Origin of the sequence: Stenotrophomonas sp., assembly GCF_050737575.1 — a bacterium.
Classification (GTDB): Bacteria; Pseudomonadota; Gammaproteobacteria; order Xanthomonadales; family Xanthomonadaceae; genus Stenotrophomonas.
The window spans coordinates 156,084-175,920 of sequence record NZ_JBOHXW010000007.1 but is presented as its reverse complement, the minus strand read 5'-3'; the positions used below and the strand labels follow the sequence as shown (position 1 = coordinate 175,920).

Annotated in this window: 19 protein-coding genes; 12 read left to right on the top strand and 7 right to left on the bottom strand. The window is 64.2% G+C overall.

Annotated features, from left to right (window positions below; all coding sequences use genetic code 11):
- The first annotated feature begins 73 nt into the window (after nucleotides 1-73).
- The 4 genes from ACREP4_RS14285 to ACREP4_RS14270 all read left to right on the top strand — a co-directional run bounded on the left by ACREP4_RS14285 (nucleotide 74) and on the right by ACREP4_RS14270 (nucleotide 3,759).
- Nucleotides 74-235: a hypothetical protein gene (locus ACREP4_RS14285; protein ID WP_431596849.1), complete on the top strand. Its 162-nt coding sequence runs from the start codon at nucleotides 74-76 to the stop codon at nucleotides 233-235.
- 215 nt (nucleotides 236-450) lie between these two features.
- Nucleotides 451-1,797: a c-type cytochrome gene (locus ACREP4_RS14280; RefSeq protein WP_431596848.1), complete on the top strand. Its 1,347-nt coding sequence runs from the start codon at nucleotides 451-453 to the stop codon at nucleotides 1,795-1,797.
- Nucleotides 1,794-2,702: a c-type cytochrome gene (locus ACREP4_RS14275; protein ID WP_431596847.1), complete on the top strand. Its 909-nt coding sequence runs from the start codon at nucleotides 1,794-1,796 to the stop codon at nucleotides 2,700-2,702. Before ACREP4_RS14280 ends, ACREP4_RS14275 begins: the two co-directional genes overlap by 4 nt.
- Before the next feature lie 40 nt (nucleotides 2,703-2,742).
- Nucleotides 2,743-3,759, top strand: coding sequence for a hypothetical protein (locus ACREP4_RS14270; RefSeq protein ID WP_431596846.1), 1,017 nt, complete (start codon nucleotides 2,743-2,745; stop codon nucleotides 3,757-3,759).
- Between the two features lie 186 nt (nucleotides 3,760-3,945).
- On the opposite strand, the gene ACREP4_RS14265 is transcribed toward ACREP4_RS14270, so the two are convergent.
- On the bottom strand, nucleotides 3,946-4,335 hold the full coding sequence (locus ACREP4_RS14265) for a DUF6165 family protein (protein WP_431596845.1): 390 nt from the start codon (nucleotides 4,333-4,335) through the stop codon (nucleotides 3,946-3,948).
- Nucleotides 4,336-4,479: 144 nt separating this feature from the next.
- Here ACREP4_RS14265 and ACREP4_RS14260 point away from each other — a divergent pair, with 144 nt between their 5' ends.
- Nucleotides 4,480-4,923: a hypothetical protein gene (locus ACREP4_RS14260; protein ID WP_431596844.1), complete on the top strand. Its 444-nt coding sequence runs from the start codon at nucleotides 4,480-4,482 to the stop codon at nucleotides 4,921-4,923.
- Between the two features lie 130 nt (nucleotides 4,924-5,053).
- On the opposite strand, the gene ACREP4_RS14255 is transcribed toward ACREP4_RS14260, so the two are convergent.
- Nucleotides 5,054-5,251 (bottom strand): heavy-metal-associated domain-containing protein, encoded by a 198-nt coding sequence (locus ACREP4_RS14255; RefSeq protein WP_431596843.1) that lies wholly within the window; start codon nucleotides 5,249-5,251, stop codon nucleotides 5,054-5,056.
- Nucleotides 5,252-5,454: 203 nt separating this feature from the next.
- On the opposite strand from ACREP4_RS14255, the gene ACREP4_RS14250 reads away from it, so the two are divergent.
- From ACREP4_RS14250 to ACREP4_RS14240, 3 genes are all read left to right on the top strand, one after another.
- Complete coding sequence (locus tag ACREP4_RS14250) at nucleotides 5,455-7,953, top strand: heavy metal translocating P-type ATPase (RefSeq protein WP_431596842.1); 2,499 nt, start codon at nucleotides 5,455-5,457, stop codon at nucleotides 7,951-7,953.
- Entirely contained in the window at nucleotides 7,950-8,432 is a 483-nt protein-coding gene (gene cueR / locus ACREP4_RS14245; protein WP_431596841.1) for a Cu(I)-responsive transcriptional regulator, read from the top strand. The genes ACREP4_RS14250 and cueR overlap by 4 nt, the downstream gene beginning before the upstream one ends.
- A gap of 207 nt (nucleotides 8,433-8,639) precedes the next feature.
- Nucleotides 8,640-9,215 (top strand): Ax21 family protein, encoded by a 576-nt coding sequence (locus ACREP4_RS14240; protein WP_431596840.1) that lies wholly within the window; start codon nucleotides 8,640-8,642, stop codon nucleotides 9,213-9,215.
- Nucleotides 9,216-9,556: 341 nt separating this feature from the next.
- On the opposite strand, the gene ACREP4_RS14235 is transcribed toward ACREP4_RS14240, so the two are convergent.
- Entirely contained in the window at nucleotides 9,557-10,024 is a 468-nt protein-coding gene (locus ACREP4_RS14235) for a DUF1456 family protein (protein ID WP_431596839.1), read from the bottom strand.
- A 135-nt stretch (nucleotides 10,025-10,159) separates the two neighbouring features.
- Here ACREP4_RS14235 and ACREP4_RS14230 point away from each other — a divergent pair, with 135 nt between their 5' ends.
- Both ACREP4_RS14230 and ACREP4_RS14225 read left to right on the top strand, forming a co-directional pair.
- The gene (locus tag ACREP4_RS14230; protein ID WP_431596838.1) at nucleotides 10,160-10,297 is read left to right on the top strand and encodes a hypothetical protein; all 138 of its coding nucleotides are present in this window, start codon (nucleotides 10,160-10,162) and stop codon (nucleotides 10,295-10,297) included.
- Nucleotides 10,294-10,617, top strand: a complete 324-nt coding sequence (locus ACREP4_RS14225; protein WP_431596837.1) for a DUF6122 family protein — start codon at nucleotides 10,294-10,296, stop codon at nucleotides 10,615-10,617. Before ACREP4_RS14230 ends, ACREP4_RS14225 begins: the two co-directional genes overlap by 4 nt.
- 90 nt (nucleotides 10,618-10,707) lie before the next feature.
- Here ACREP4_RS14225 and ACREP4_RS14220 read toward each other — a convergent pair whose 3' ends face one another.
- The gene (locus tag ACREP4_RS14220) at nucleotides 10,708-11,151 is read right to left on the bottom strand and encodes a hypothetical protein (protein ID WP_431596836.1); all 444 of its coding nucleotides are present in this window, start codon (nucleotides 11,149-11,151) and stop codon (nucleotides 10,708-10,710) included.
- Nucleotides 11,152-11,518: 367 nt separating this feature from the next.
- Here ACREP4_RS14220 and ACREP4_RS14215 point away from each other — a divergent pair, with 367 nt between their 5' ends.
- Nucleotides 11,519-13,879 (top strand): DUF3772 domain-containing protein, encoded by a 2,361-nt coding sequence (locus ACREP4_RS14215; protein WP_431596918.1) that lies wholly within the window; start codon nucleotides 11,519-11,521, stop codon nucleotides 13,877-13,879.
- A gap of 123 nt (nucleotides 13,880-14,002) precedes the next feature.
- Here the strand turns inward: ACREP4_RS14215 and ACREP4_RS14210 are convergent, their stop codons facing one another.
- Together ACREP4_RS14210 and ACREP4_RS14205 are read right to left on the bottom strand one after the other, a co-directional pair.
- The gene (locus ACREP4_RS14210) at nucleotides 14,003-16,105 is read right to left on the bottom strand and encodes a phosphoglycerol transferase I (protein WP_431596835.1); all 2,103 of its coding nucleotides are present in this window, start codon (nucleotides 16,103-16,105) and stop codon (nucleotides 14,003-14,005) included.
- 215 nt (nucleotides 16,106-16,320) lie between these two features.
- Nucleotides 16,321-18,024, bottom strand: coding sequence for an ABC1 kinase family protein (locus ACREP4_RS14205; RefSeq protein ID WP_431596917.1), 1,704 nt, complete (start codon nucleotides 18,022-18,024; stop codon nucleotides 16,321-16,323).
- Between the two features lie 127 nt (nucleotides 18,025-18,151).
- Here ACREP4_RS14205 and ACREP4_RS14200 point away from each other — a divergent pair, with 127 nt between their 5' ends.
- Nucleotides 18,152-19,060: a DUF808 domain-containing protein gene (locus tag ACREP4_RS14200; RefSeq protein WP_431596834.1), complete on the top strand. Its 909-nt coding sequence runs from the start codon at nucleotides 18,152-18,154 to the stop codon at nucleotides 19,058-19,060.
- Nucleotides 19,061-19,173: 113 nt separating this feature from the next.
- Here the strand turns inward: ACREP4_RS14200 and ACREP4_RS14195 are convergent, their stop codons facing one another.
- Nucleotides 19,174-19,836: a hypothetical protein gene (locus ACREP4_RS14195; protein ID WP_431596833.1), complete on the bottom strand. Its 663-nt coding sequence runs from the start codon at nucleotides 19,834-19,836 to the stop codon at nucleotides 19,174-19,176.
- Between the last annotated feature and the right edge of the window lies 1 nt (nucleotide 19,837).

Genomic DNA, 19,837 nt, shown 5'->3' with positions numbered 1-19,837 from the left:
TCAGGTTGCAGCTTGAAAAACCGCACGATGGCCCGCATATCGTGCGGGTTCGTATGGAAGAAGAGGGAGGCTCATGGAAGCCAACACGGCTGGAATCGTCCAGTGCAACAAGTGCAAGGCGGTGTATGCGCCGGTGATCAAGGTACTGGAACGGGTTTGCCCGGAGTGCCTTTCGATGAAAACCGTCATCCTGCAAGCCCGCCAACCGTTCTGCAGCGCCAGCGCCGCAGGCTGAAACACCCAATCACGCAACGTACGAGGCCAGGCACTGCTTGGCCTTTTTTGTGGGCGCTGCAACGCCGGTGGTGTCGATAACGACCTGCCGAGCACTGCATTGCGGTTGCGTTGCCTGTGCGCGGCGCTGCAACCGAGTGCGTCTCTATTGATTTGGATCAGGGCAACGCCTGGCGGGCCGGCCGAGAATGCGGCAGCTTCAAATGAAAAGATGCAATGAGAAAGCTCTCAAAAGTGGTGCTGGTGATGGTGACCGGCGTGGCGGCGGCCTATGGAATCGCGCGCTCAACGCCGTTGTGGTTTGCTCCACCGCAGCGCGCCACGGTGGATATCAATGATCCGCAGTTGATCCAGCGCGGTGAGTATCTTTCGCGGGTCGCCGATTGCGCCGCCTGCCATACCGCCCCGGGCGGAAAGCCCTATGCCGGTGGTTTGGGCATGCAGACGCCGATGGGGACGATCTATTCGACCAACATTACCCCGGACCGCACGCAGGGCATCGGCAGCTACAGCTATGCCGATTTCGAGCGCGCGGTGCGTCGCGGCATCCGTGCCGATGGCCAGCCGCTGTATCCGGCCATGCCGTATGTGTCGTACATGATCAGCTCCGATGACGAGATCAAGGCGCTGTACGCGTACTTCATGTCGTCGGTGCAGCCGGTGGCGCAGGGCAATGCAGATGCCACCATTCCGTGGCCGGCGAACATGCGCTGGCCGTTGTCGTACTGGCAGCTGATGTTTGCGCGCCCGCGCACGCATACGCCTGATCCAGCGCTGGACGCCAGCGCACAACGCGGCGCGTATCTGGTGGAAGGCTTCGCCCATTGCGGTGCGTGCCACACGCCGCGTGGCTTGGCGTTCCAGGAAAAGGCGCTGGGTGATGACAGCAGTCGCCAGTTCCTGTCCGGCTCGGTGCTGGAAGGCTGGTACGCCAAGAATCTGCGTGACGAAGGCACCGGCCTGGCGTCATGGGACGAGGATGAAATCGTGCAGTTCCTGCGCACCGGGCGTACCGATCGCTCGGCGGCATTCGGTGGCATGGCCGATGTGGTGGAGCACAGCACGCAGCACATGACCGCCGATGACCTGCAGGCGATGGCGCATTACCTCAAGCAACTGCCGCCGCGCGAAGGCCATGCGCAGCAGTGGAAACCCAAGCAGGATCTCACCACCGAAGCGTTGCGCAACGGGGATTACCGCGTGCCCGGTGCCTTGGCTTATTCGGAACATTGCCAGGCCTGTCACCGTGCCGACGGCAAGGGCGCACCGCGCATCTACCCGGCGCTGGCCGGCAACTCCATCGTGTTTGCCGACGACCCGAGTTCACTGATTCAAGTGACGCTGGCCGGCGGCGAAACACCGCACACGCCGCACGATCGCATGGCGTTCACCATGCCCGGCTTCGCGCATGTCTCCAATCGCGAGCTGGCGCAGATCATGACCTTCATCCGCAATGGCTGGGGCAACCACGCCAGCGCCGTCAGCGCCGACGACATCGCGCGCATGCGCCGCGTGGTGGCCGACAAACCCGTGCATTACCTGCCGGAGGAGGCCGCGCAATGAACGCAAAACTGATGATTGCGGCCCTTGCTGTGGCACTGGTCGGCAGTGCCGGCGCAGCCGCCTGGTACATGCATATGCACCCGAATCTGGACGCGCCCGCGCCGCAGCCGATGGACATCCTCGACAAACAGGGCGCGGTGATCGGCCACTACCTGGCGCCCAGCGCCGAGGAAATTGCCGGCTTGGCCAATGCCGAGTCGGTGATGCTGGGCCGGCGCCTGCTCAGCGATACCGCGCGGCTGTTGCCGGACAACGTCGGCAATGGCCTGAACTGCAACTCCTGCCACATGGCGCAGGGCAAGGCGCCGCTGCGCAATCACTACATCAACACCGGCAGCACGTATCCGCGTTACATGCCGCGCCCGAGCAAGGAAGTCGACCTGCCCGAGCGCATCAATGGCTGCTTCGTGCGCTCGATGAACGGCACCAAGTTGGCGGTGGAGTCACCGGAAATGCAGGGCATGCTCGCCTACATGCGTTGGCTGGGTAACGGCATTCCGCAGGGTGCCAAGGTGTCGGGCAAGACCGAAGGGCCGATTGATAGCTCGCTGCAGCCGGACATGGCGCGCGGTGAGGTGATCTACGCCGCGCAATGCGCCAGTTGCCACGGCGACAACGGCGAGGGCATCAAAGATCAATTCAATGAGTACATCTTCCCGCCGCTCTGGGGGGACGACTCGTTCAACATCGGCGCCGGCATGGCCCGGCTGTACAAGGCCGCTGCGTTCGTCAAACACAACATGCCGCTGGGCGTGAACCGCGAGCCGCCGTACGGGCAGGGTGTGATGAGTGACCAGGATGCGGTGGATGTGGCGGAGTACTTCATCCACAAGCCACGCCCCGATTTCGCCGGCAAGGCCAACGATTGGCCGCGCGACAAGAAACCCAAAGACGCACGTTATTGAGCGCATACCGCCAGCAAGGGCTGGCTTCAGGAGAGTAGTGATGCAGTTTGTTTCCCGTGGCACGTTGGCCGCCGCGTTGGCCTTGGCCTGTATGCCGATGCTGGTCCACGCCGAGGAGTCCGCATCGGCCACCAAGGTATCGGCACAGATTTTCGTCAACGCCAGCCAGCTGGATCGCGACGGTGTGGAAACCGCCGACGAAGGCTTGGCGATGGAGCTCAAGCGCACCTTCATCACCGTGGACCACCGCTTCAACGCGAACTGGTCGGCGCAGGTGACCACCGATGTGCAGTGGCTGCGCAACAGTGATGTCAGCGACCTGTGGTTGCGCCATGCCTACCTGCAGCGCAGCTTCGGCAAGGGCAGCTGGTTGCGGCTGGGCAACGCACCGACGCCGTGGATCGCACAGGAATCGGTACGCGAAGGGTTCCGCTACGTGGACGCCGGCCTGATCGCGCGGACCAAGCTGGGCACGCCTGCCGATTACGGTGTGCATGGTCAGTACAGCCGAGGTGATTTTGTTTATGCCGCATCGGTGGTCACCGGCGGTGGCTTCCAGAAGCCGCGCTTGGGCAACCGTGCCGATGTGGAAGCGCGCGTGGGCTGGACCCCGGTCAAGGGCGTCGAACTGGCAATGGGCGGCTATCGCGGCACCCGCGCGCAGGATTCAGGCGATCTGCCGCACGAACACACCGCGCAGCGCTGGAACGCAATGGCCAGTTGGGTCGGCGAACGTGCACGCGTCGGCGCGCAGTACGTCCGTGCCGAAGACTGGACCCGCATCACCAAGCCGGGCAACGACGACCAGCGCGCCTGGTCCGCCTGGAGCAGCTACCAGTTCACCCCGCAATACGCGATGTTTGCCCGCTACGACGACACGCGCATGAGCCTGGATATCGACCCGCGCACCCGCGAGCGGTATCAGCAGGTGGGCGTGGAGTGGAAGCCGAGCAAACACCTGCGTCTGGCAATGGTCGGCAAGCGCGTGGAGCAGCAGACGGCAAAGAAGAAGCTGGAAAGCCACGAAGCCGGCGTGTGGGCGCAGATTGCGTTCTAGCGCAGCTTGAAGCCCTGCTTAAAGCCCCTCTCCCGCGTGCGGGAGAGGGGTTGGGGTGAGGGGGCGCTTTTGAGGTTGCTTACGACGAACGCGCCGCCACGCGCCGTGATGGATAACCGGCAACGTCGCCCTCATCCGCCCCTTCGGGCCACCTTCTCCCGGGGGAGAAGGATTCAACCGCAGCCCTCACTCGCCCTGGTACTGCTTCTCTTCCACCAGCGCCGAACCGGCCACGCGGTTGATGTCGTTCTTCACCGCCACGCGCTCGCCGTTGGTGCCGTATACGCCACGCGCCAGGGTGATGAATTCCGCGCCGAAATCCTGCACCGCTTCCTTGTCGCGCAGCCGGTCCTGGATGTCCCACATGCGCTCGTTGATCGCCTTGAGCTGATCCTTGAGCGCACCCAGCGTCGGCCGCACGGTCTGCTGTTCCAGCCACAGCGGCCACAGGCCGTCCAGCTCGGTGCGCACGTTGGCCAGCTTGGCGGCATCGGTGATGCGCTCGGCCTTGATCTCGAGAATGGTGATCTTGTCGATCAGTTCGCCAATCGATACCGGGGTCAGGATGGTCTGCACGTTGCGGCTGCCGTTTCAGGAATGGCGGCAATGATAGCGCCCCCGCACCGGCCCGCCCGGGCAAAGGTTGCCAATGAACCGGTGTTGGCAAAGCCGCGCACGCCTTGCGCACAATGCGCGCTGCTGATCACCGGGGAGTTGCCGATGTCGTTGCGTGTCTGTGTGAGTGCGGTGCTGTTGGCCGCTGCCGCGTTTTGTGCCGATGCAAGCCAAGCCACGTCGTTGCAGGGCGCGTGGCAGCTGCAGTCCGGGGAATTCATCAACAAGGACGGCGTGCCGGTGGCCTACGCCAGCCAGAAGCTGGCCGGCACCAAGGTATTGGCCGATGGCCGCTTTGCCTTCACCACCACCAGCGACGGCAAATTCTGGGCCGGCGGCTCGGGCACGTATCGCGTTGACGACGGGCGCTATGTGGAGACGCCGCTGATGGCGTCCTACCCGTTGGAAAACGGCGGCAGCTATGAATTCCGTTACACGCTGGAAGGCGATGTGTGGACGCTGGAACGCTGGGAAGGCGAGCGCCGCGTGGAGCGTGAAGTCTGGAAGCGGGCCGTGCCCGTGGACACAACTCACGCTGCAAACCGATAGGAGCGGCGTCAGCCGCGACGCCACGAATCCATCTGCGGCGGCGCATCCATGCAACCGCGTGATCGACGTTGCCCTGCGATCCGCAACACCGCCTGCGTCGCGGCTGAAGCCACTCCTACCGGAGTTTCTGTCAGTCCTGCAGCTTGGGCGGGAAGCCGGCTTCGGTCAGGGCCTGGGTGATGCGCTCGCTCGGCTCGCTCGTCTGCACCTGCACGATGCGGCTCGGCACATCGATTTCCACCGTGGCAGCCGGGTCGATTTCCTTCACCGCGGCCGTCACGCTGCGTGCGCAGCCGCCGCAGGTCATGCTTTCAATATGCAGTTTCATGGGGTGTCTCCGTTGGGTTCCGGTGCAGGATGTGGGTTGCCATCATGGCAAGGTCAAGCGCTGTGCGACGTGCATCGGCTGCCCGGCGCCGGGGATTTCCCGTTCTGATGGCCGCAAACTGAACCCGCTCCATCACCTGCTTGACCTTCCTGTCATGGGAAGCTTTACCGTGCCGGCAACAGTAGAGACGCGGAGACATGCCGATGACGAGCACGGCCGAGATGGGCAAGGCAGCAGGCGCCCAACAAATGGAAGACCTGGTGATTGAAGGCATGACCTGCGCGTCCTGCGTGGGCCGAGTGGAGCGGGCATTGGCCGCTGTGCCGGGCGTGAGCAAGGCCAGCGTGAATCTGGCCACCGAGCGCGCCAGCGTGCAGACCGACGGCAGCGTGCCCCGGCAAGCCTTGGTGCAGGCCATCCGCAAGGCCGGCTACAACGTCACCGCCTCCGCGCCGCTGGAGCTGGAAATCGAAGGCATGACCTGCGCGTCCTGCGTCGGCCGGGTCGAGCGCGCGCTGTTGGCGCTGCCCGGTGTGCAGTCGGCCAGCGTCAACCTCGCCACCGAACGCGCAACCGTGCAGGGCGATGCCTCGCTGATGCCGGCCGCACTGGTGGCCGCCATCGCCAAGGCCGGCTACACCGCCAAGCTGCTCGACCGCGCGGTCAACAACGAAGACGCACAGGCCCAGCGCCACGCCGACGAACTGCGCGTGCTCAAACGCGACCTGCTGTTGGCCACGGTGCTGACCCTGCCGGTGTTCGCGCTGGAAATGGGCGGGCATCTGGTGCCGGCGTTCCACCATTTCATCGCCGGCACGCTGGGCATGCAGAACAGCTGGCTGCTGCAGTTCGTGTTGACCACGCTGGTGCTGGTGATCCCGGGCCGCCGCTTCTATCAGAAGGGCATTCCCGCGCTGCTGCGCGCCGCGCCGGACATGAACTCGCTGGTGGCGGTCGGCACACTGGCCGCCTATGGCTTCTCGCTGGTGGCGACCTTCGCCCCGCGCCTGCTGCCGGCCGGTACGGTCAACGTGTATTACGAAGCCGCCGCGGTGATCGTCACCCTGATCCTGCTCGGGCGCATGCTCGAAGCCAAGGCCAAGGGCCGCACCTCCGAAGCCATCAAGCGGCTGCTCACGCTGCAGGCCAAGACCGCCCGCGTGCGCCGCGATGGCAGCGTGGTCGAGTTGCCGCTGGAGCAGATCAGCAACGGTGATGTGATCGACGTGCGCCCGGGTGAACGCATCGCAGTGGATGGCGAGGTGATCGACGGCGACAGTTATGTCGATGAGTCGATGATCAGCGGCGAGCCGGTGCCGGTGCAGAAAACCCCCGGCAGCGGCGTCATTGGCGGCACCGTCAATCAGACCGGCACGCTCGGCGTGCGCGCTACCGCCGTGGGCGGCGCCACGGTGCTGGCGCAGATCATCCGCCTGGTGGAGCAAGCGCAGAGCGCCAAGCTGCCGATCCAGGCGCTGGTGGACCGTATCACGCTGTGGTTCGTGCCGGCGGTGATGGGCCTGGCCGCGCTGACCTTCCTGGTGTGGCTGTTGTTCGGCCCCGAGCCGGCGCTGACTTTCGGTCTGGTCAACGCGGTGGCGGTGCTGATCATTGCCTGCCCGTGTGCGATGGGTTTGGCCACGCCGACCTCGATCATGGTCGGCACCGGTCGCGGCGCTGAGCTGGGCGTGCTGTTCCGCAAGGGCGAGGCGCTGCAGTTGCTGAAGGAAGCGCAGGTCGTGGCGGTGGACAAGACCGGCACGCTGACCGAAGGCCGCCCGTTGCTGACCGACCTGCAATTGGCCGGCGGCTTCGAGCGTAGCGACGTGCTGGCCAAGGTGGCGGCGGTGGAAGACCGTTCCGAACATCCCATCGCCCGCGCCATCGTCAACGCCGCGCAACAGGACGGCCTGCCGTTGCCGGCCGTGGATGCCTTTGAATCGGTCACCGGTTACGGCGTGCGTGCCCAGGTGCAGGGCGTGCGCGTGGAAGTGGGCGCAGACCGCTTCATGCAGACGCTGGGCGTGGACGTCAGCGGTTTTGCCGGTATCGCCAAGCAACTGGGCGAAGAGGGCAAGTCGCCGCTGTATGCCGCGTTGGACGGAAAGCTGGCGGCGATCATCGCCGTGTCCGATCCGATCAAGCACGACACCCGCGCCGCCATCGCCAGCCTGCATGCGCTGGGCCTGAAGGTCGCCATGATCACCGGCGACAACCGCCGCACGGCCGAAGCCATCGCCCGCCAGTTGGGCATCGACGAAGTGGTGGCCGAAGTGTTGCCCGAGGGCAAGGTGGACGCCGTCAACCGGCTCAAGGCCGCGCACGGACGCCTGGCCTATGTGGGTGACGGCATCAATGACGCCCCGGCGCTGGCGGCGGCCGATGTCGGTCTGGCGATCGGCACCGGCACCGACGTGGCCATTGAAGCGGCCGACGTGGTGCTGATGTCCGGCAGCCTGCAGGGCGTGCCCAACGCCATCGCGCTGAGCAAGGCGACCATGGGCAACATCCAGCAGAACCTGTTCTGGGCGTTCGCCTACAACACCGCCTTGATTCCGGTGGCGGCCGGCCTGTTGTATCCGTTCTGGGGCGTGCTGTTGTCGCCGGTGTTTGCTGCCGGCGCGATGGCGCTGTCCTCGGTGTTCGTCCTGGGCAATGCCCTGCGGCTCAAGCGCTTCCAGCCGCCGCAGGCACAGGCATGAAGGAGACCGCGATGCACGACGGCATGAACATCGGCCAGGCCGCCAAGGCCACCGGCCTGTCGGCGAAGATGATCCGTTACTACGAAGACACCGGCCTGTTCGGGCCGGTGTCACGCACCGAAGCCGGCTACCGCCTATACGCGCCGCGCGACATCCACACGCTGGGTTTCATCAAGCGTTCGCGCGACATGGGCTTCAGCGTGGAGCGTATCGGCGAACTGCTGCAGCTCTGGCAGGACCGCTCGCGGCACAGCGGCGACGTCAAGCGCATGGCACTGGAGCACGTGCAGGCGCTGCAGCAACGCATCGCCGAACTGCAGGACATGGTGCGCACGGTGCAGGCACTGGCCGAGTGTTGCGCCGGCGACGATCGCCCGGATTGCCCGATCCTGAGTGATATCGAAACCGGCGTGCCGCTGTTGGCCGAGCCGATGTCGACCCAGTTTGGGACAGGCGCCAAGCCCAAGCCGCGGCATTGATGTCAGGCGCACGGCTTGTATGAACAACGCGCGACGTACATGAACGTCGCGCGTGCCAGAAAACACCTGAATACAAGCCTAAAAAAACGATTTCAGGGTGTGGGCGGTTTCAGGGTTGGTTGGGGTGCATAACGGAAAAATTACATCCGGACGCAGGCAGTGAATTTACTGCCGTGCCATCAAGACGTAATCCAGAGGTGTACCCCCATGAAGAATTCGTTGATTGCCCTGGCGCTGGTTGCCGCCCTCCCGTTCACCGCTTCGGCGGCTGAAGGCCTGTCCTACAACTACGCTGAAGCCGACTACGCCAAGACCCAGGCGGGCGGCGACGCTGAAGGTTGGGGCGTGAAGGGTTCCTACGCGTTCCTGCCGAACTTCCACGCCTTCGGCGAATACACCCGTCAGGAAGTCGAGCACACCAACCTTGATATCGAGCAGTGGCGCGTTGGCGCCGGCTTCAACAAGGAGATCGCGCCGACCACCGATTTCGTTGCTCGCGTGGCTTACGAAAAGTACGACGAGAAGTTCGCCCAGGGCCTGGATTTCAATGGCTACAGCGCTGAAGCCGGTATCCGCACTGCATTCGGCAAGCACGCCGAGGTGTATGCCATGGCGGGCTACGAAGACTTCAGCAAGAAGCACGGCATCAGCCCGGAAGGTGACTTCTACGGCCGTCTCGGTGGCCAGGTGAAGTTGAACCAGAACTGGGGCATCAATGGCGACATCAAGATGTTCAACAACGGTGACAAGCAGTGGACCGTGGGTCCGCGCTTCAGCTGGTAAGACGCCCCGGCGTTGAGCAGCAAGGAAAGGCCCGGCATTGCCGGGCCTTTCTGCGTTCTGGGGTTACCTTGAAAGCCCGCCCTCACCCCAACCCCTCTCCCGCATGCGGGAGAGGGGCTAGTGCCGCTCGCGCTCGTAGTGCATTGAGCCCCTCTCCCGTTCACGGGAGAGGGGTTGGGGTGAGGGCAGCTCTTGCTTTTGCCCTTCCAAAACCCTGCATTCACCGCCAACCAAACGACAGCATTGTGCGCAGCGAACGGCATCCGCCGAAAGGAATCGCTGCCATGACGCTCCACCTGCTGCTCACCGCCGCGCTCCCGCGGCACCACGGCGACGCTGCTTTACGGGCGCACGCGCTGGGTCAAACCCTTCAGGAAATTACGCAGGGCCTGATCGCCGCATTCGCGGTAATTCTTGTGGTCCGGCTGGCGGAACAGGGCCGACAGCTCCGGCTTGGACATCGGGAAGCCCGCGGCCTCGAACACCGCATGCATGTCCACGTCCTTCAGCTCGAAGGCCACGCGCAGCTTCTTCAGCACGATGTTGTTGGTGATGCGCTTTTCCGGCGGACGCTGTGGCTGCGAATCATCGCGGCCGCGGTAGTGGTAGATCAGCCCATCGAGGAAGCGCGACAGCACTGCGTCCGGGCAAGCCTCGAACAACGGCTCGTCGTCCTTGCGCAGGAAATCGTGCACCTGTGAGGCGTCCACGTCGAACGCGGCGTCGGCCAGGTGAATGGTGTCCACCACCATGCTGTCGCTGAGATCGAGCATGTAGCGGATGCTGCGCAGTACGTCGTTGTTGATCATTGCCACTCCGGAACAACCGCGCGGGAAGGTCCGGCGGCCGCATAGTGTAACGCTGCCCCCGGCTGCGGCCGTCTACAATTGCCCGGGTTGGCTGAAACGCATTCAGCTGCAATACGTTCATCAGGAACACGCTCGATGCGCACCCTTGCCTATGCCGCGCCCGCTGCCGATACGTCCCCGCCGCCCTTGAGGATCGAGCGCCGCGCGCTGCGCCCCGACGTGAAGTGCCGCTTCGTCATCGACATGGCCTCGCCGCAGGGCCGCCGCGCATGAGCCTGCGCGCGATCCTGCACCTGTGCCTGCACGCGGCGATTCCGGCGCTGCTGGCATGGCTGTTCTGGCGGCCGCAGTTCGCCAAGGCCTGGATGTTGCTGTTGCTGGGATGGGTGATCGACTTGGACCATCTGCTGGCCGACCCGATCTACGCGCCGGACCGCTGCAGCATCGGTTTTCATCCGCTGCATACCGTTCCGGCCATCGTGCTGTATGCGGGATTGACGGTGCCCAGGCGCACGCGCCTGTTCGGCATCGGCCTGCTGCTGCACATCACGCTGGATGCGATCGACTGCGTGTGGATGCGCTGCAGTTCGTAGCGTGCGAGTCGGCGTGCTGGCGCGGAGCCAAGCGCCGCTGTTCCTTCTTTGAAGCCTGAGTGATGAAGCGTGGCCGCTGCTACGCGCTGCTTACCAGCCGTACCACGGGCCGGGGCCCGGGCCGAAGCCATACGGCGTCATGCCATCGCCTTTGCTGACGTGGATGTTCACGTCTACGCGGCGGGTCTTGCCTTCGTCGGTGGTGTAGTTCTTGCCCAGGTTCAGGTCCACCGCGCTCCAGTGGCTGTTGCCGTAGTTCTTGGAGTAGCCGATGCCGGTGCTGACCGCGCCATGCACCTGCAGCTTGTCGTCCACCACCACATCGCCGGACGGCGTGTCCTTGGAGGGCAGCCGACGGCCGCTGCGGTCGCCGTAGTAGGTGCCGGGCGCATCGGTTTGGTAGGACGGGTCGCCGAGGTAGCGCACGGGTGGCTGCGGTACGCTCAGGTCCAGCGCGCCGGGAGTGGTGCTGGCCTGCGCCATTGCTGCGGCCGGGGCCAGCATCAGTGCGAGGATCAGTGATGTTCGGATCACGGCAGCCACTCCAGGACATGCCTTGCCGCAACTGGCGAGGCTGTCAGCACGCTATCAGAAAAGTCTTGAACGATGCCTGTCACTGGGCAGGCTCAGCCCAGCCGGTCGAAGGAGAACAGCGGTTTTGAATTGAGCGAACAGGAGTTGCTGGACGCCCATCACCTCAACCGCCTGCATGGCATTGCGTTGGACTTGGAAAGCTGAGGGCTGGGCACGGGTTCGCATGATCTGGACGCGGGCTGATTTATAGTCCACGGCAGGCGCGGTGGTCCGCGCGATCCGGTGCGTTCTCTTGCTGAAATCCTGCTTCTTCCGGCCGCTGCGCGCGGCACTGCTCGCCATCGTTCTGATCGGTGCCGGCCTGCCCATGGCGACGGCATGGGCATCGCAGGATGCGGCCAGCAGCACCGCCGACACGCCGCAGGCACGCATCGAACAGGCCTCAAAGAACTTCGACGCCGCCAAGCGTGCCGTGAGTGATGCCGATGCACCGGAAACCCTGAAAACGCTGAGTGATCAGGCCAGTCAGGCGCAACGCGATGCCGAAGCCAGCGTGCAGGCATTGCAGCCGGAGCTGACCCAGCTGGACGCACGCATCGCGCAGCTGGGGCCAGTGCCCGAAGGCGGCGAAGACCAGGACATCGCGCGCCAACGCAAGGCATTGGACCAACAGCGCAGCCAGCTCAACAGCGATATCGCGCGCGGCAAGCTGTTGGCCGAAGATGCCAGGCAGCTGAGCGAGTCCATCGAAAAAGTGCGTGCGCAGCGGTTTGGCGAGCAGCTCGGGCGCAAGGTGGGTTCGCCGTTGTCACCGGGGCTGTGGCGGCAGTTTGCCGAGCATCTGCCGGATGATCTGAGCCGCTTTGAATCGCTGTACCGGCAGGCCAGCAACGGCTTGCTGCAGGCCACCGCAAAACATGGCTGGAACGCACCGATCATCGGCGTGGTGCTGGCCTTGTTGATCCTGTTCCCGCTGCGCATCTGGCTGCGGCATCTGGGCCGTCGCTATGCCGCGTCCGAACGCGCGCCGGCCGGTCGTCTGCGCCGCACCGGCTTGGCCGTGTGGTTGCTTGTGGTGGGCACCGTGATGCCGGGGCTTGCGGCAACGGTGCTGGTCGGCAGTCTGCGTTCGATCTCGGCGATCGCGCCACGTCTGGAAGCCGTGGCCGACACGTTCATCGGCGCCACCTTGGTGGGCGCCTTCATCGCTGCATTGGCTGCGTGCCTGCTGGTGCCGTCGCGGCCGTCCTGGCGCTTGTTCGATATTGATGATCTCGGTGCGACACGCCTGCGTCGTTTTGCGTGGGGCGCCGCGTGGCTGACCTGGTTCACCATGCTGGTGCGTGACGTCAACCGCGCCGCCCGTACCTCGCAGGTGAGCACGATCACCCTCGATGGTTTGATCGCACTGACCTACGTCGCGTTGATCATGGGCATGCTGGTGACCTTGGCGGCGCTGCACCGTCGTCGCTCGGCCGCTGCAGCCGAAGCCGAGCAGCAGGAAGGCGAAGGCCGCGCACGCCCGACCAAGGCGCCGCGCAGTGGCTGGTTGGTAGTTGCGCGGCTGGGCGGTCACTTGGCGGTGTTCGCGGCATTGGCAGCCACGCTGCTGGGTTATCTCAATTTCGCCATGTTCGCCGCCCAGCAGATGGTGTGGGTGACAGTGGTGGTGTTGGCGACCTCGTTGTTGATGAAGTTCGCTGATGATTTCGCGCTGTGGTTGCTGGCGCCAGACAGCGCCTTCGGCCGCACCTTGCGCTTGTCCACCGGCTTGCCGGGCGCGCGTCTGGAGCAGGCTGGGGTGCTGCTGTCGGCGACGCTGCGGATTCTGCTGGTGGTGCTGGGCATCACCGCGGTGGTGGCGCCGTACGGCAACGTCAGCATTCTGTATGGCAGCTTGGATGCGCTGGCCGGTGGCGTGAAGATCGGCGACCAACTTTTGCGGCCGTCGTCGGTGTTCTGGGCCATCGTGGTGCTGTTGTGCGGCCTGGCGGTGATGCGCGTGGTGCAGCGCTGGCTGGAAGAAACCTATCTGCCCAAGACCGAGTTGGATACCGGCGCACGGAATTCGATCAGCACCGTCGCCCATTACCTGGGCATCGTACTGGCGGTGTTGTGGGCGCTGGCGACGCTGGGCATCGGCTTCGAGAAAGTGGCCTTGCTGGCCAGCGCCTTGTCGGTGGGTATTGGTTTCGGCCTGCAGGCGATCACCCAGAACTTCGTGTCGGGTTTGATTCTGCTGGCCGAGCGGCCGGTGAAAATCGGCGACTGGGTGAAGATCGGCGATCAGGAAGGCGACATCCGCCGCATCTCGGTGCGCTCCACGGAAATCCAGGTGGGTGATCGCTCGACATTGATCGTGCCGAACTCGGAGTTGATCACCAAGACCATCCGCAACATGACCATGGCCAATGCGCTGGGCCGCATCCAGGTGCAGTTCTCGGTGCCACTGGGCACCGACGTGGGCAAGCTGCGGCAGCTGCTGCTGGATATCTACCAGGCGAATACGACCGTGCTGGATGAGCCGGCGCCGTCGGTGTTCATTGATTCGATCAGTGGTGGCCAGGTGGCGATCAACAGCTTTGCGTATGTGCCGACCGCGCGCAGTGTGTATGGCACGCGCAGCGAGCTGTTGTTTGAGCTGCTGCAGCAGGCTGCGGCCAACGACATCGCCTTGGTGACGCCAACCGATATCCATCTGGTGCGGGATCCGAAGGAGTCGCCGTAACCGGTCGATCCCGGCACGGAGCCACACCGTCGTAGGCGGGGATACAGCGCAGCGCACTCCCAGCAGGTTCGCCGGTGATAGTGGCAGGCTGGGATTTTCATCCCGGCCTACGAGGTACTCGAATTACGAACGCGGATGTTCCGGCGCTGCCGGCACCAAGGCGTAGTCATCAATGGCCAGCTGCTCGGCGTGGCTGAGCCAGGCGCGGATTTCCAGATCATCAATTTCGTGATCCAGCCCCAGCGGCATGCTGATGCGTCCCTCGCTGTCGGCCTGCACCCATTGCTGGGCGACGACGACCTTGCGGCTGGATGACACGGCTTCCACCCAGAACCCACGCTCTGGCCGCTGCGCCGCGTACAACTCCAGCACGTACTGGCCGGGGCCGGTATGACGCGGCTGGCGGCTGATCATGCGTGACTGGCGCACGCTCGGACGTGGCCCGGTGAATGCCTGCAGCGGGGCATCAACCGCGATGCCCCGGCGCAGTTGGTCGTCGCGGAACAAACGCATGCCTTGGTCGCTGTCCACCAGCAACGCACACCATTGGCCATCGGCCGAGCCGTCCTCGAATGCGGTGCAGCGGTCGACATAGGCAAGGCGATGTTGTGGATCGGCCTCGTCGAACTTGCGCGAGGTGTTTTCCAGGTACATCGATTTCAGCTGCCAGTCCTTGTCGTATTCCAGCAACACCGGCGGTTGCACTTTCTGCACGCCGACCAACACCTGCTCCTGATCCAGTCGCAGCATGCGTGTCTGTTCGCCCAGCCACAGCGAGCGGGAAAACGCGCGGTAACGCGCATAGTCGAGCCCATCGCTTCTCAACGCCGCAACACTGGCGCTGGGAGCACGCGGCGACGCCAGCAGCGAGCGACCAAAGCCAATCGCATCGATGGCCGGGTCCAGCAGCTGCAGCGCGGTGGCGCCGGAATCCAGCGTGGTGCCGGTGGTGGCGATGACCTCACGCGGTGCGATGTCCTTGCCGAGGAACAGCAGCAGGTTTTCGCGACGCATGTCTTGCAGTACGTGGCTCAGGTCATTGGGCATGGCCAGGTGATCGGAGGCCAGCACCACCAGCGTGTTTTCGCCGAACTCGCTGGCGCGGATGCGGTCCACCAACTGCGAGATCAAACGGTCGCTGCACTTCAACGCGCGCAACAGGCCGATGTTGCCGTGCTTGCTGCGGTAACGCGTGCCTTTGCAGGCCACCGGCAAGTGCCCGGCGGGGTGGTGCGTGTCCATCGTCAATGCGGTGAGCATGAACGGTTGGCCGGCGCGGGAAAGCTCAAGAAAGCGATCAAACGCGCGGTCCAGCAGCACGTCGTCGTGCAGGCCCCAGTTGGAGAAATGCTTGCGTGCGATCTTCTGCTGCTGGAACCAGGCCAGGTCGCGCACCTCGTCAAAGCCGTGCGTGGACAGGAAGTCGGCCTTGGCGGCGAACTGACCGTTGGCGCCGCCCATGTAGTGATTGCGGTAGCCCTGCTGCTTCAGGTAGTCGCCCAGACAGAACGCTTCGGGCAGAAAGCTGCCCATGCGGCCCATGCTGTTCTCATCGCCCTGCGCGGTGGTCAACGGCACACCGCACATCGACGACACCAAGCCGGCGATGGTCCAACCGCTGCCATCGGCCGACGCGATGTCGCGGAAATCCAATGCGTCGCCGGCCAGACGACGAATGTTCGGCATCAAGGCCGGAAAGACGGCTTCGTCCAGATAGGTGCGCTCAAGGCTTTCACCGTAGATCCAGACGATGTTGGGGCGCTGCGCCAAGGGCTTGCCAGGAATGCGGTATTCCGGCGCGACCGCGCTGTAATCCACCGGCTGCATCTGTTGATGGATGCGTTTGGCATCGCGATACAACGGGCTGGCGATGACCGCGGCAACCAGCAGCGCGGTGAAACCGCCGAAGATCGGAACGCCGTAACGCGGCAGGCGCAGGCGGCGCACGCGCAGCAACAACAGGGGCGTCAACGAGGCCAGTACCAAGGCCAGGAAGCCAAGGAGGTACGCGCCGAAATCACCGACGCCTGCACCTTCCATGTCGCTGCGCAGGTGATAGAGCGTGGCGGAGTTGATGCCGTCACCGCTGAGTCGGTCAATCAACCACCAGCTGCTCAGCGCAAGCAACCACAGTGACAACAGACCTGCCTTGAGCTTTGCCAGCGTGGGCGAAAGCAACAGCAGGACAACCAGAACCGCCAGGTAAAACCAGATGATCCAATGCATGCGGCCACTTGGGTAGCGAAAGACGTAAGCGGGCGACGTGGTCGCCACCTCCAATCACAACGCCGTGTCAGGCAGATGACGAAAGGAGGACCGGATGGTGCCTGCACGAACCTGACTGAAATGTTTTGTAGCGAAGGTGATTGAATGAAATAAAGTGCGATGAAAAGCGTAATTCCTGTTCTTCGTTGCGCACTTCACGCCGCCATTCATCCACTTCAACGGTGCCCGCGTTCCTCGCGCACACGCGAACGGGTGCGGTGATCAAACAGCAATGCGCTGACGATCAAACCCATGCCGATCACCACGCCCAGCAGAAACAAGGCAATGGCAAAAGCGGGATAGCCGAACAAGGTGAAGCGCGTAGGCACCTGCATCAGCAGTGCCGAGGACAACAGCAGCGCGGCGGTGATCAAGCCGGCCGCAATGCGGTTGGCAACCTTCTGGATGTTTTCCATCAGGCGCGACTCTTCCAGCCCGGTGACTTTCATCTGCAGCCGGTTCTCGGCGACCAGACTGAGGATGTCGGACATGCGTCGCGGGCCTTCGCGCAGCAGTTGCTGCACTTCCATCGCTTCGCTGGCGAGGTTGGCGCGCGACAAGGATTTGCGCAGGCGCGCACGCATCACATGCTGCAGCTGTTTCTCCACCACTTTGCGCATATTGAGTTCCGGCGCCAGTAGCTGACACACGCTTTCCAGACTGAGCAGTGCTTTGCCCAACAGACTCAATTCCGGTGGTGTGCGCAGGTTGCTGCTGGTGGCGATGCGCACGATTTCCAACACCACGCGCCCTTCGGAAACCGTGCCGTTGGCGGCATAGCGGGCAATCATCTGCCCGGTTTCACGCAGGTGGCGTTCTTCGTCGTAGTCCTCCAACCGCGTGCTGATGGCGATGATTTCATCGGCCACTTCTTCGCCACGGCCGTCGACGGCGGCGAACAATAATTTGAGCAGACGCTCGCGCAGGCGCGGCGGCACATGCGCCACCATGCCCAGATCGAAGATGGCCAACTGGCCATCGGGCGTCACCCGTAGATTTCCCGGATGCGGGTCGGCATGTATTTCGCCATGCACGAAGATCTGGTCGAGATAACCGCGCACCAAGGCGGCGGCCAGCGGCAACATCGACTGCTCGGTGCGCCGCACTGGCGGGATGGCATCCACGCGCACGCCGGGCACCAGCTCCATGGTCAACACGCGGCGGCTGCACAGGTCCCACATCGGTTGCGGCACCCACAGTTCCGGATACGGCGACAAGTGCTCACCGAAGCGGGCAAGACTGGCCGCTTCGGCTTCGTAATCCAGTTCCATGCGCAGCGTCTTGGCGAATTCATCCAGCCAATCGGAGAAACGCACCTTGCGGCCGACGCGGGTGAGGTGGTCGGCCGCGGTGGCAAAACTGCGCAGCACGCCGATATCCGAGCGCAGTTGCGCGGCGACATCGGGCTTCTGCACCTTGATCGCCACTTCGCGGCCATCGCGCAGTTCGGCGCGATGCACCTGGGCGATGGAGGCGCAGCCCAGCGGCACCGGGTCGAATGACACAAACAGTTTGTTGACCGACGCGCCGAGGTCTTCCTCGATGATCGCGCGGATCTGCTCGACCGGAATCGGCGCCACTTTCTCCTGCATGCGTTCCAGCGCAGTCACGTATTCGGCCGGAATCATGTCCGGGCGGGTGGACAGCACCTGGCCAAGTTTGACGAAGGTGGTGCCCAGCGCTTCCAGATCGGTGACGAACTGGGTGGGGCTGCCCGTGGCCGGCTGCAGGCCAAGGCGCGGCAGTTCGCCATCGAGCGAGATGCCCGAGAACACGCCGGCGTTCCGGTAGCGCAACAGCATCCGCACGATCTGCTGGCGCCGGCTCATGCCGCCGACGGTCGTGGGCGCCTCGTTGCTGGTGGGTTCGTTCAAACCGATACCTCCCGCAAAACAAGGGCATCAGTGTGGCCGCTGGCAGGTTGGGGCAGGGTGAATGCAGGGTCGGCCTGCGCATTGGCATGTGAATGCGAGAGAATCCCCCGGTCTGCCCACTTCTAGGTGTCCCATGGCTGGAGCCAGCCTGTTTGCCCTGCTCGACGATATTGCCGCCCTGCTCGACGACGTCGCCCTCCTGACCAAGGTCGCGGCCAAGAAAACCGCCGGTGTGCTCGGCGATGACCTCGCCCTCAATGCGCAGCAGGTCACCGGCGTCAGCGCCAACCGCGAGCTGCCGGTGGTGTGGGCGGTGGCCAAGGGGTCGCTGGTCAACAAGGCCATTCTGGTGCCGGCCGCGTTGGCCATCAGTGCGTGGCTGCCGTGGGCGATCACGCCGTTGATGATGATCGGCGGTGCCTTCCTCTGTTATGAAGGCGTGGAAAAACTGGCGCACAAATTCCTGCATTCCAAGGAAGAGGATCAGGCGCACAAGGCCGAGCGGGCAAAAGTGCTGGCCGATGACAACGTCGACGTGGTCGCTTGGGAAAAAGACAAGATCAAGGGCGCGGTGCGCACCGATTTCATCCTGTCGGCGGAGATCATCGTGCTGTCGCTGGGCGTGATCTCCAATGCGCCGTTCGGTCAGCAGGTTGCCGCGTTGATTGCGATCGCGCTGGGCATGACGGTGTTCGTTTACGGCTTGGTAGCGGGCATCGTCAAACTCGACGATCTCGGCACATGGCTGCTGGACAAGGGCCGCGCACTGGCGGCCGTTGGACGTGGCTTGCTGTACGCCACGCCGTGGCTGATGCGCGGCCTGTCCATTGCCGGCACCGCCGCGATGTTCCTGGTCGGCGGCGGCATTCTGGTGCATGCGATACCGGCGCTGCATCACTTCGTGATCGGCCTGGCCCCGGCCAAGCTGGAATGGCTGGCCAATGCGCTGGGCAGCGTGGTGGTGGGCATCCTCATCGGCGCGGTGGTGCTGGCAGCGGTGACGCTGTTCCAGCGCATGCGCGGCAGCCAGCCAGCGCACTGATCGCAGGCGCGGTGTGCGCCGTGGGTGCACATCGCGATGCTGCGTAGGCTGGGAAGGAGCGCAGCGTAATCCCAGCCTTTGCCGCTTCCGTTGCGTCTACGGCGAGCTTCTATTCACGCCGAGCCCTGCTGCAACTCCCGCAATTGTTGCTGCGCACGCGCCAGAGATCGGCCCGACAGACTGTCCAGCAGACGCTGCCATCCATGCGTTTCAGGCAGGCGCTTCATCACCCAGCGGGCGAACACGACGCTGCCTGTCATCGCCACCACGCCGAAGCCCAGCGTGCCGAGGAACCAGCGCGGGGCCATTGCATACAGATCCACGCCCAGCCAGTGAACGCTGAACCACTGCGCCGCCAGCAGCCACAGGCAGAACCACGGCAGGCCCAGTGCCAATTCGGTGATGGCGGTGAAGCGCCGCAGCTGCGCCAGCCGCGTCATCTGTCGTAGCAACGGTGCATCAGCGGCGTCCACGCGCGTTGCCAGCAACGCACGCGTGATCGACACCCAGATCGCGGCAATGCCATAGACGTGGAACGCCAGTCCGGTCAGCAACAGCTGCGGCATGTGGCGGTGTTCAATCCAGAAGCCGGCGGCCATCACGGTGATCACGATCCACACCAGCAACCACGCCATCTGTTGGCCGCTGAACCAGCGCAGCCGGTGGCGGATGTCGCGCTGACGCGGCGCACGCCACGCCTGCAGCGCGACGACTTCCAACTGGTCGATACGCTGCGCTTGCTGTGCCCAAGCGGCTTTGAGTTGTTCCAGTTCCATC

Bases quoted from the DNA above. Each gene is read 5' to 3' on its own strand.
- ACREP4_RS14225 (WP_431596837.1), top strand. From the start codon at position 10,294: ATGAGCCTGCGCGCGATCCTGCACCTGTGCCTGCACGCGGCGATTCCG.
- ACREP4_RS14235 (WP_431596839.1), bottom strand. From the start codon at position 10,024: ATGATCAACAACGACGTACTGCGCAGCATCCGCTACATGCTCGATCTC.
- ACREP4_RS14280 (WP_431596848.1), top strand. From the start codon at position 451: ATGAGAAAGCTCTCAAAAGTGGTGCTGGTGATGGTGACCGGCGTGGCG.
- ACREP4_RS14230 (WP_431596838.1), top strand. From the start codon at position 10,160: ATGCGCACCCTTGCCTATGCCGCGCCCGCTGCCGATACGTCCCCGCCG.
- ACREP4_RS14250 (WP_431596842.1), top strand. From the start codon at position 5,455: ATGACGAGCACGGCCGAGATGGGCAAGGCAGCAGGCGCCCAACAAATG.
- ACREP4_RS14285 (WP_431596849.1), top strand. From the start codon at position 74: ATGGAAGCCAACACGGCTGGAATCGTCCAGTGCAACAAGTGCAAGGCG.
- ACREP4_RS14210 (WP_431596835.1), bottom strand. From the start codon at position 16,105: ATGCATTGGATCATCTGGTTTTACCTGGCGGTTCTGGTTGTCCTGCTG.
- ACREP4_RS14275 (WP_431596847.1), top strand. From the start codon at position 1,794: ATGAACGCAAAACTGATGATTGCGGCCCTTGCTGTGGCACTGGTCGGC.
- cueR (WP_431596841.1), top strand. From the start codon at position 7,950: ATGAAGGAGACCGCGATGCACGACGGCATGAACATCGGCCAGGCCGCC.
- ACREP4_RS14260 (WP_431596844.1), top strand. From the start codon at position 4,480: ATGTCGTTGCGTGTCTGTGTGAGTGCGGTGCTGTTGGCCGCTGCCGCG.
- ACREP4_RS14200 (WP_431596834.1), top strand. From the start codon at position 18,152: ATGGCTGGAGCCAGCCTGTTTGCCCTGCTCGACGATATTGCCGCCCTG.
- ACREP4_RS14270 (WP_431596846.1), top strand. From the start codon at position 2,743: ATGCAGTTTGTTTCCCGTGGCACGTTGGCCGCCGCGTTGGCCTTGGCC.
- ACREP4_RS14255 (WP_431596843.1), bottom strand. From the start codon at position 5,251: ATGAAACTGCATATTGAAAGCATGACCTGCGGCGGCTGCGCACGCAGC.
- ACREP4_RS14195 (WP_431596833.1), bottom strand. From the start codon at position 19,836: ATGGAACTGGAACAACTCAAAGCCGCTTGGGCACAGCAAGCGCAGCGT.
- ACREP4_RS14215 (WP_431596918.1), top strand. From the start codon at position 11,519: ATGGCGACGGCATGGGCATCGCAGGATGCGGCCAGCAGCACCGCCGAC.
- ACREP4_RS14240 (WP_431596840.1), top strand. From the start codon at position 8,640: ATGAAGAATTCGTTGATTGCCCTGGCGCTGGTTGCCGCCCTCCCGTTC.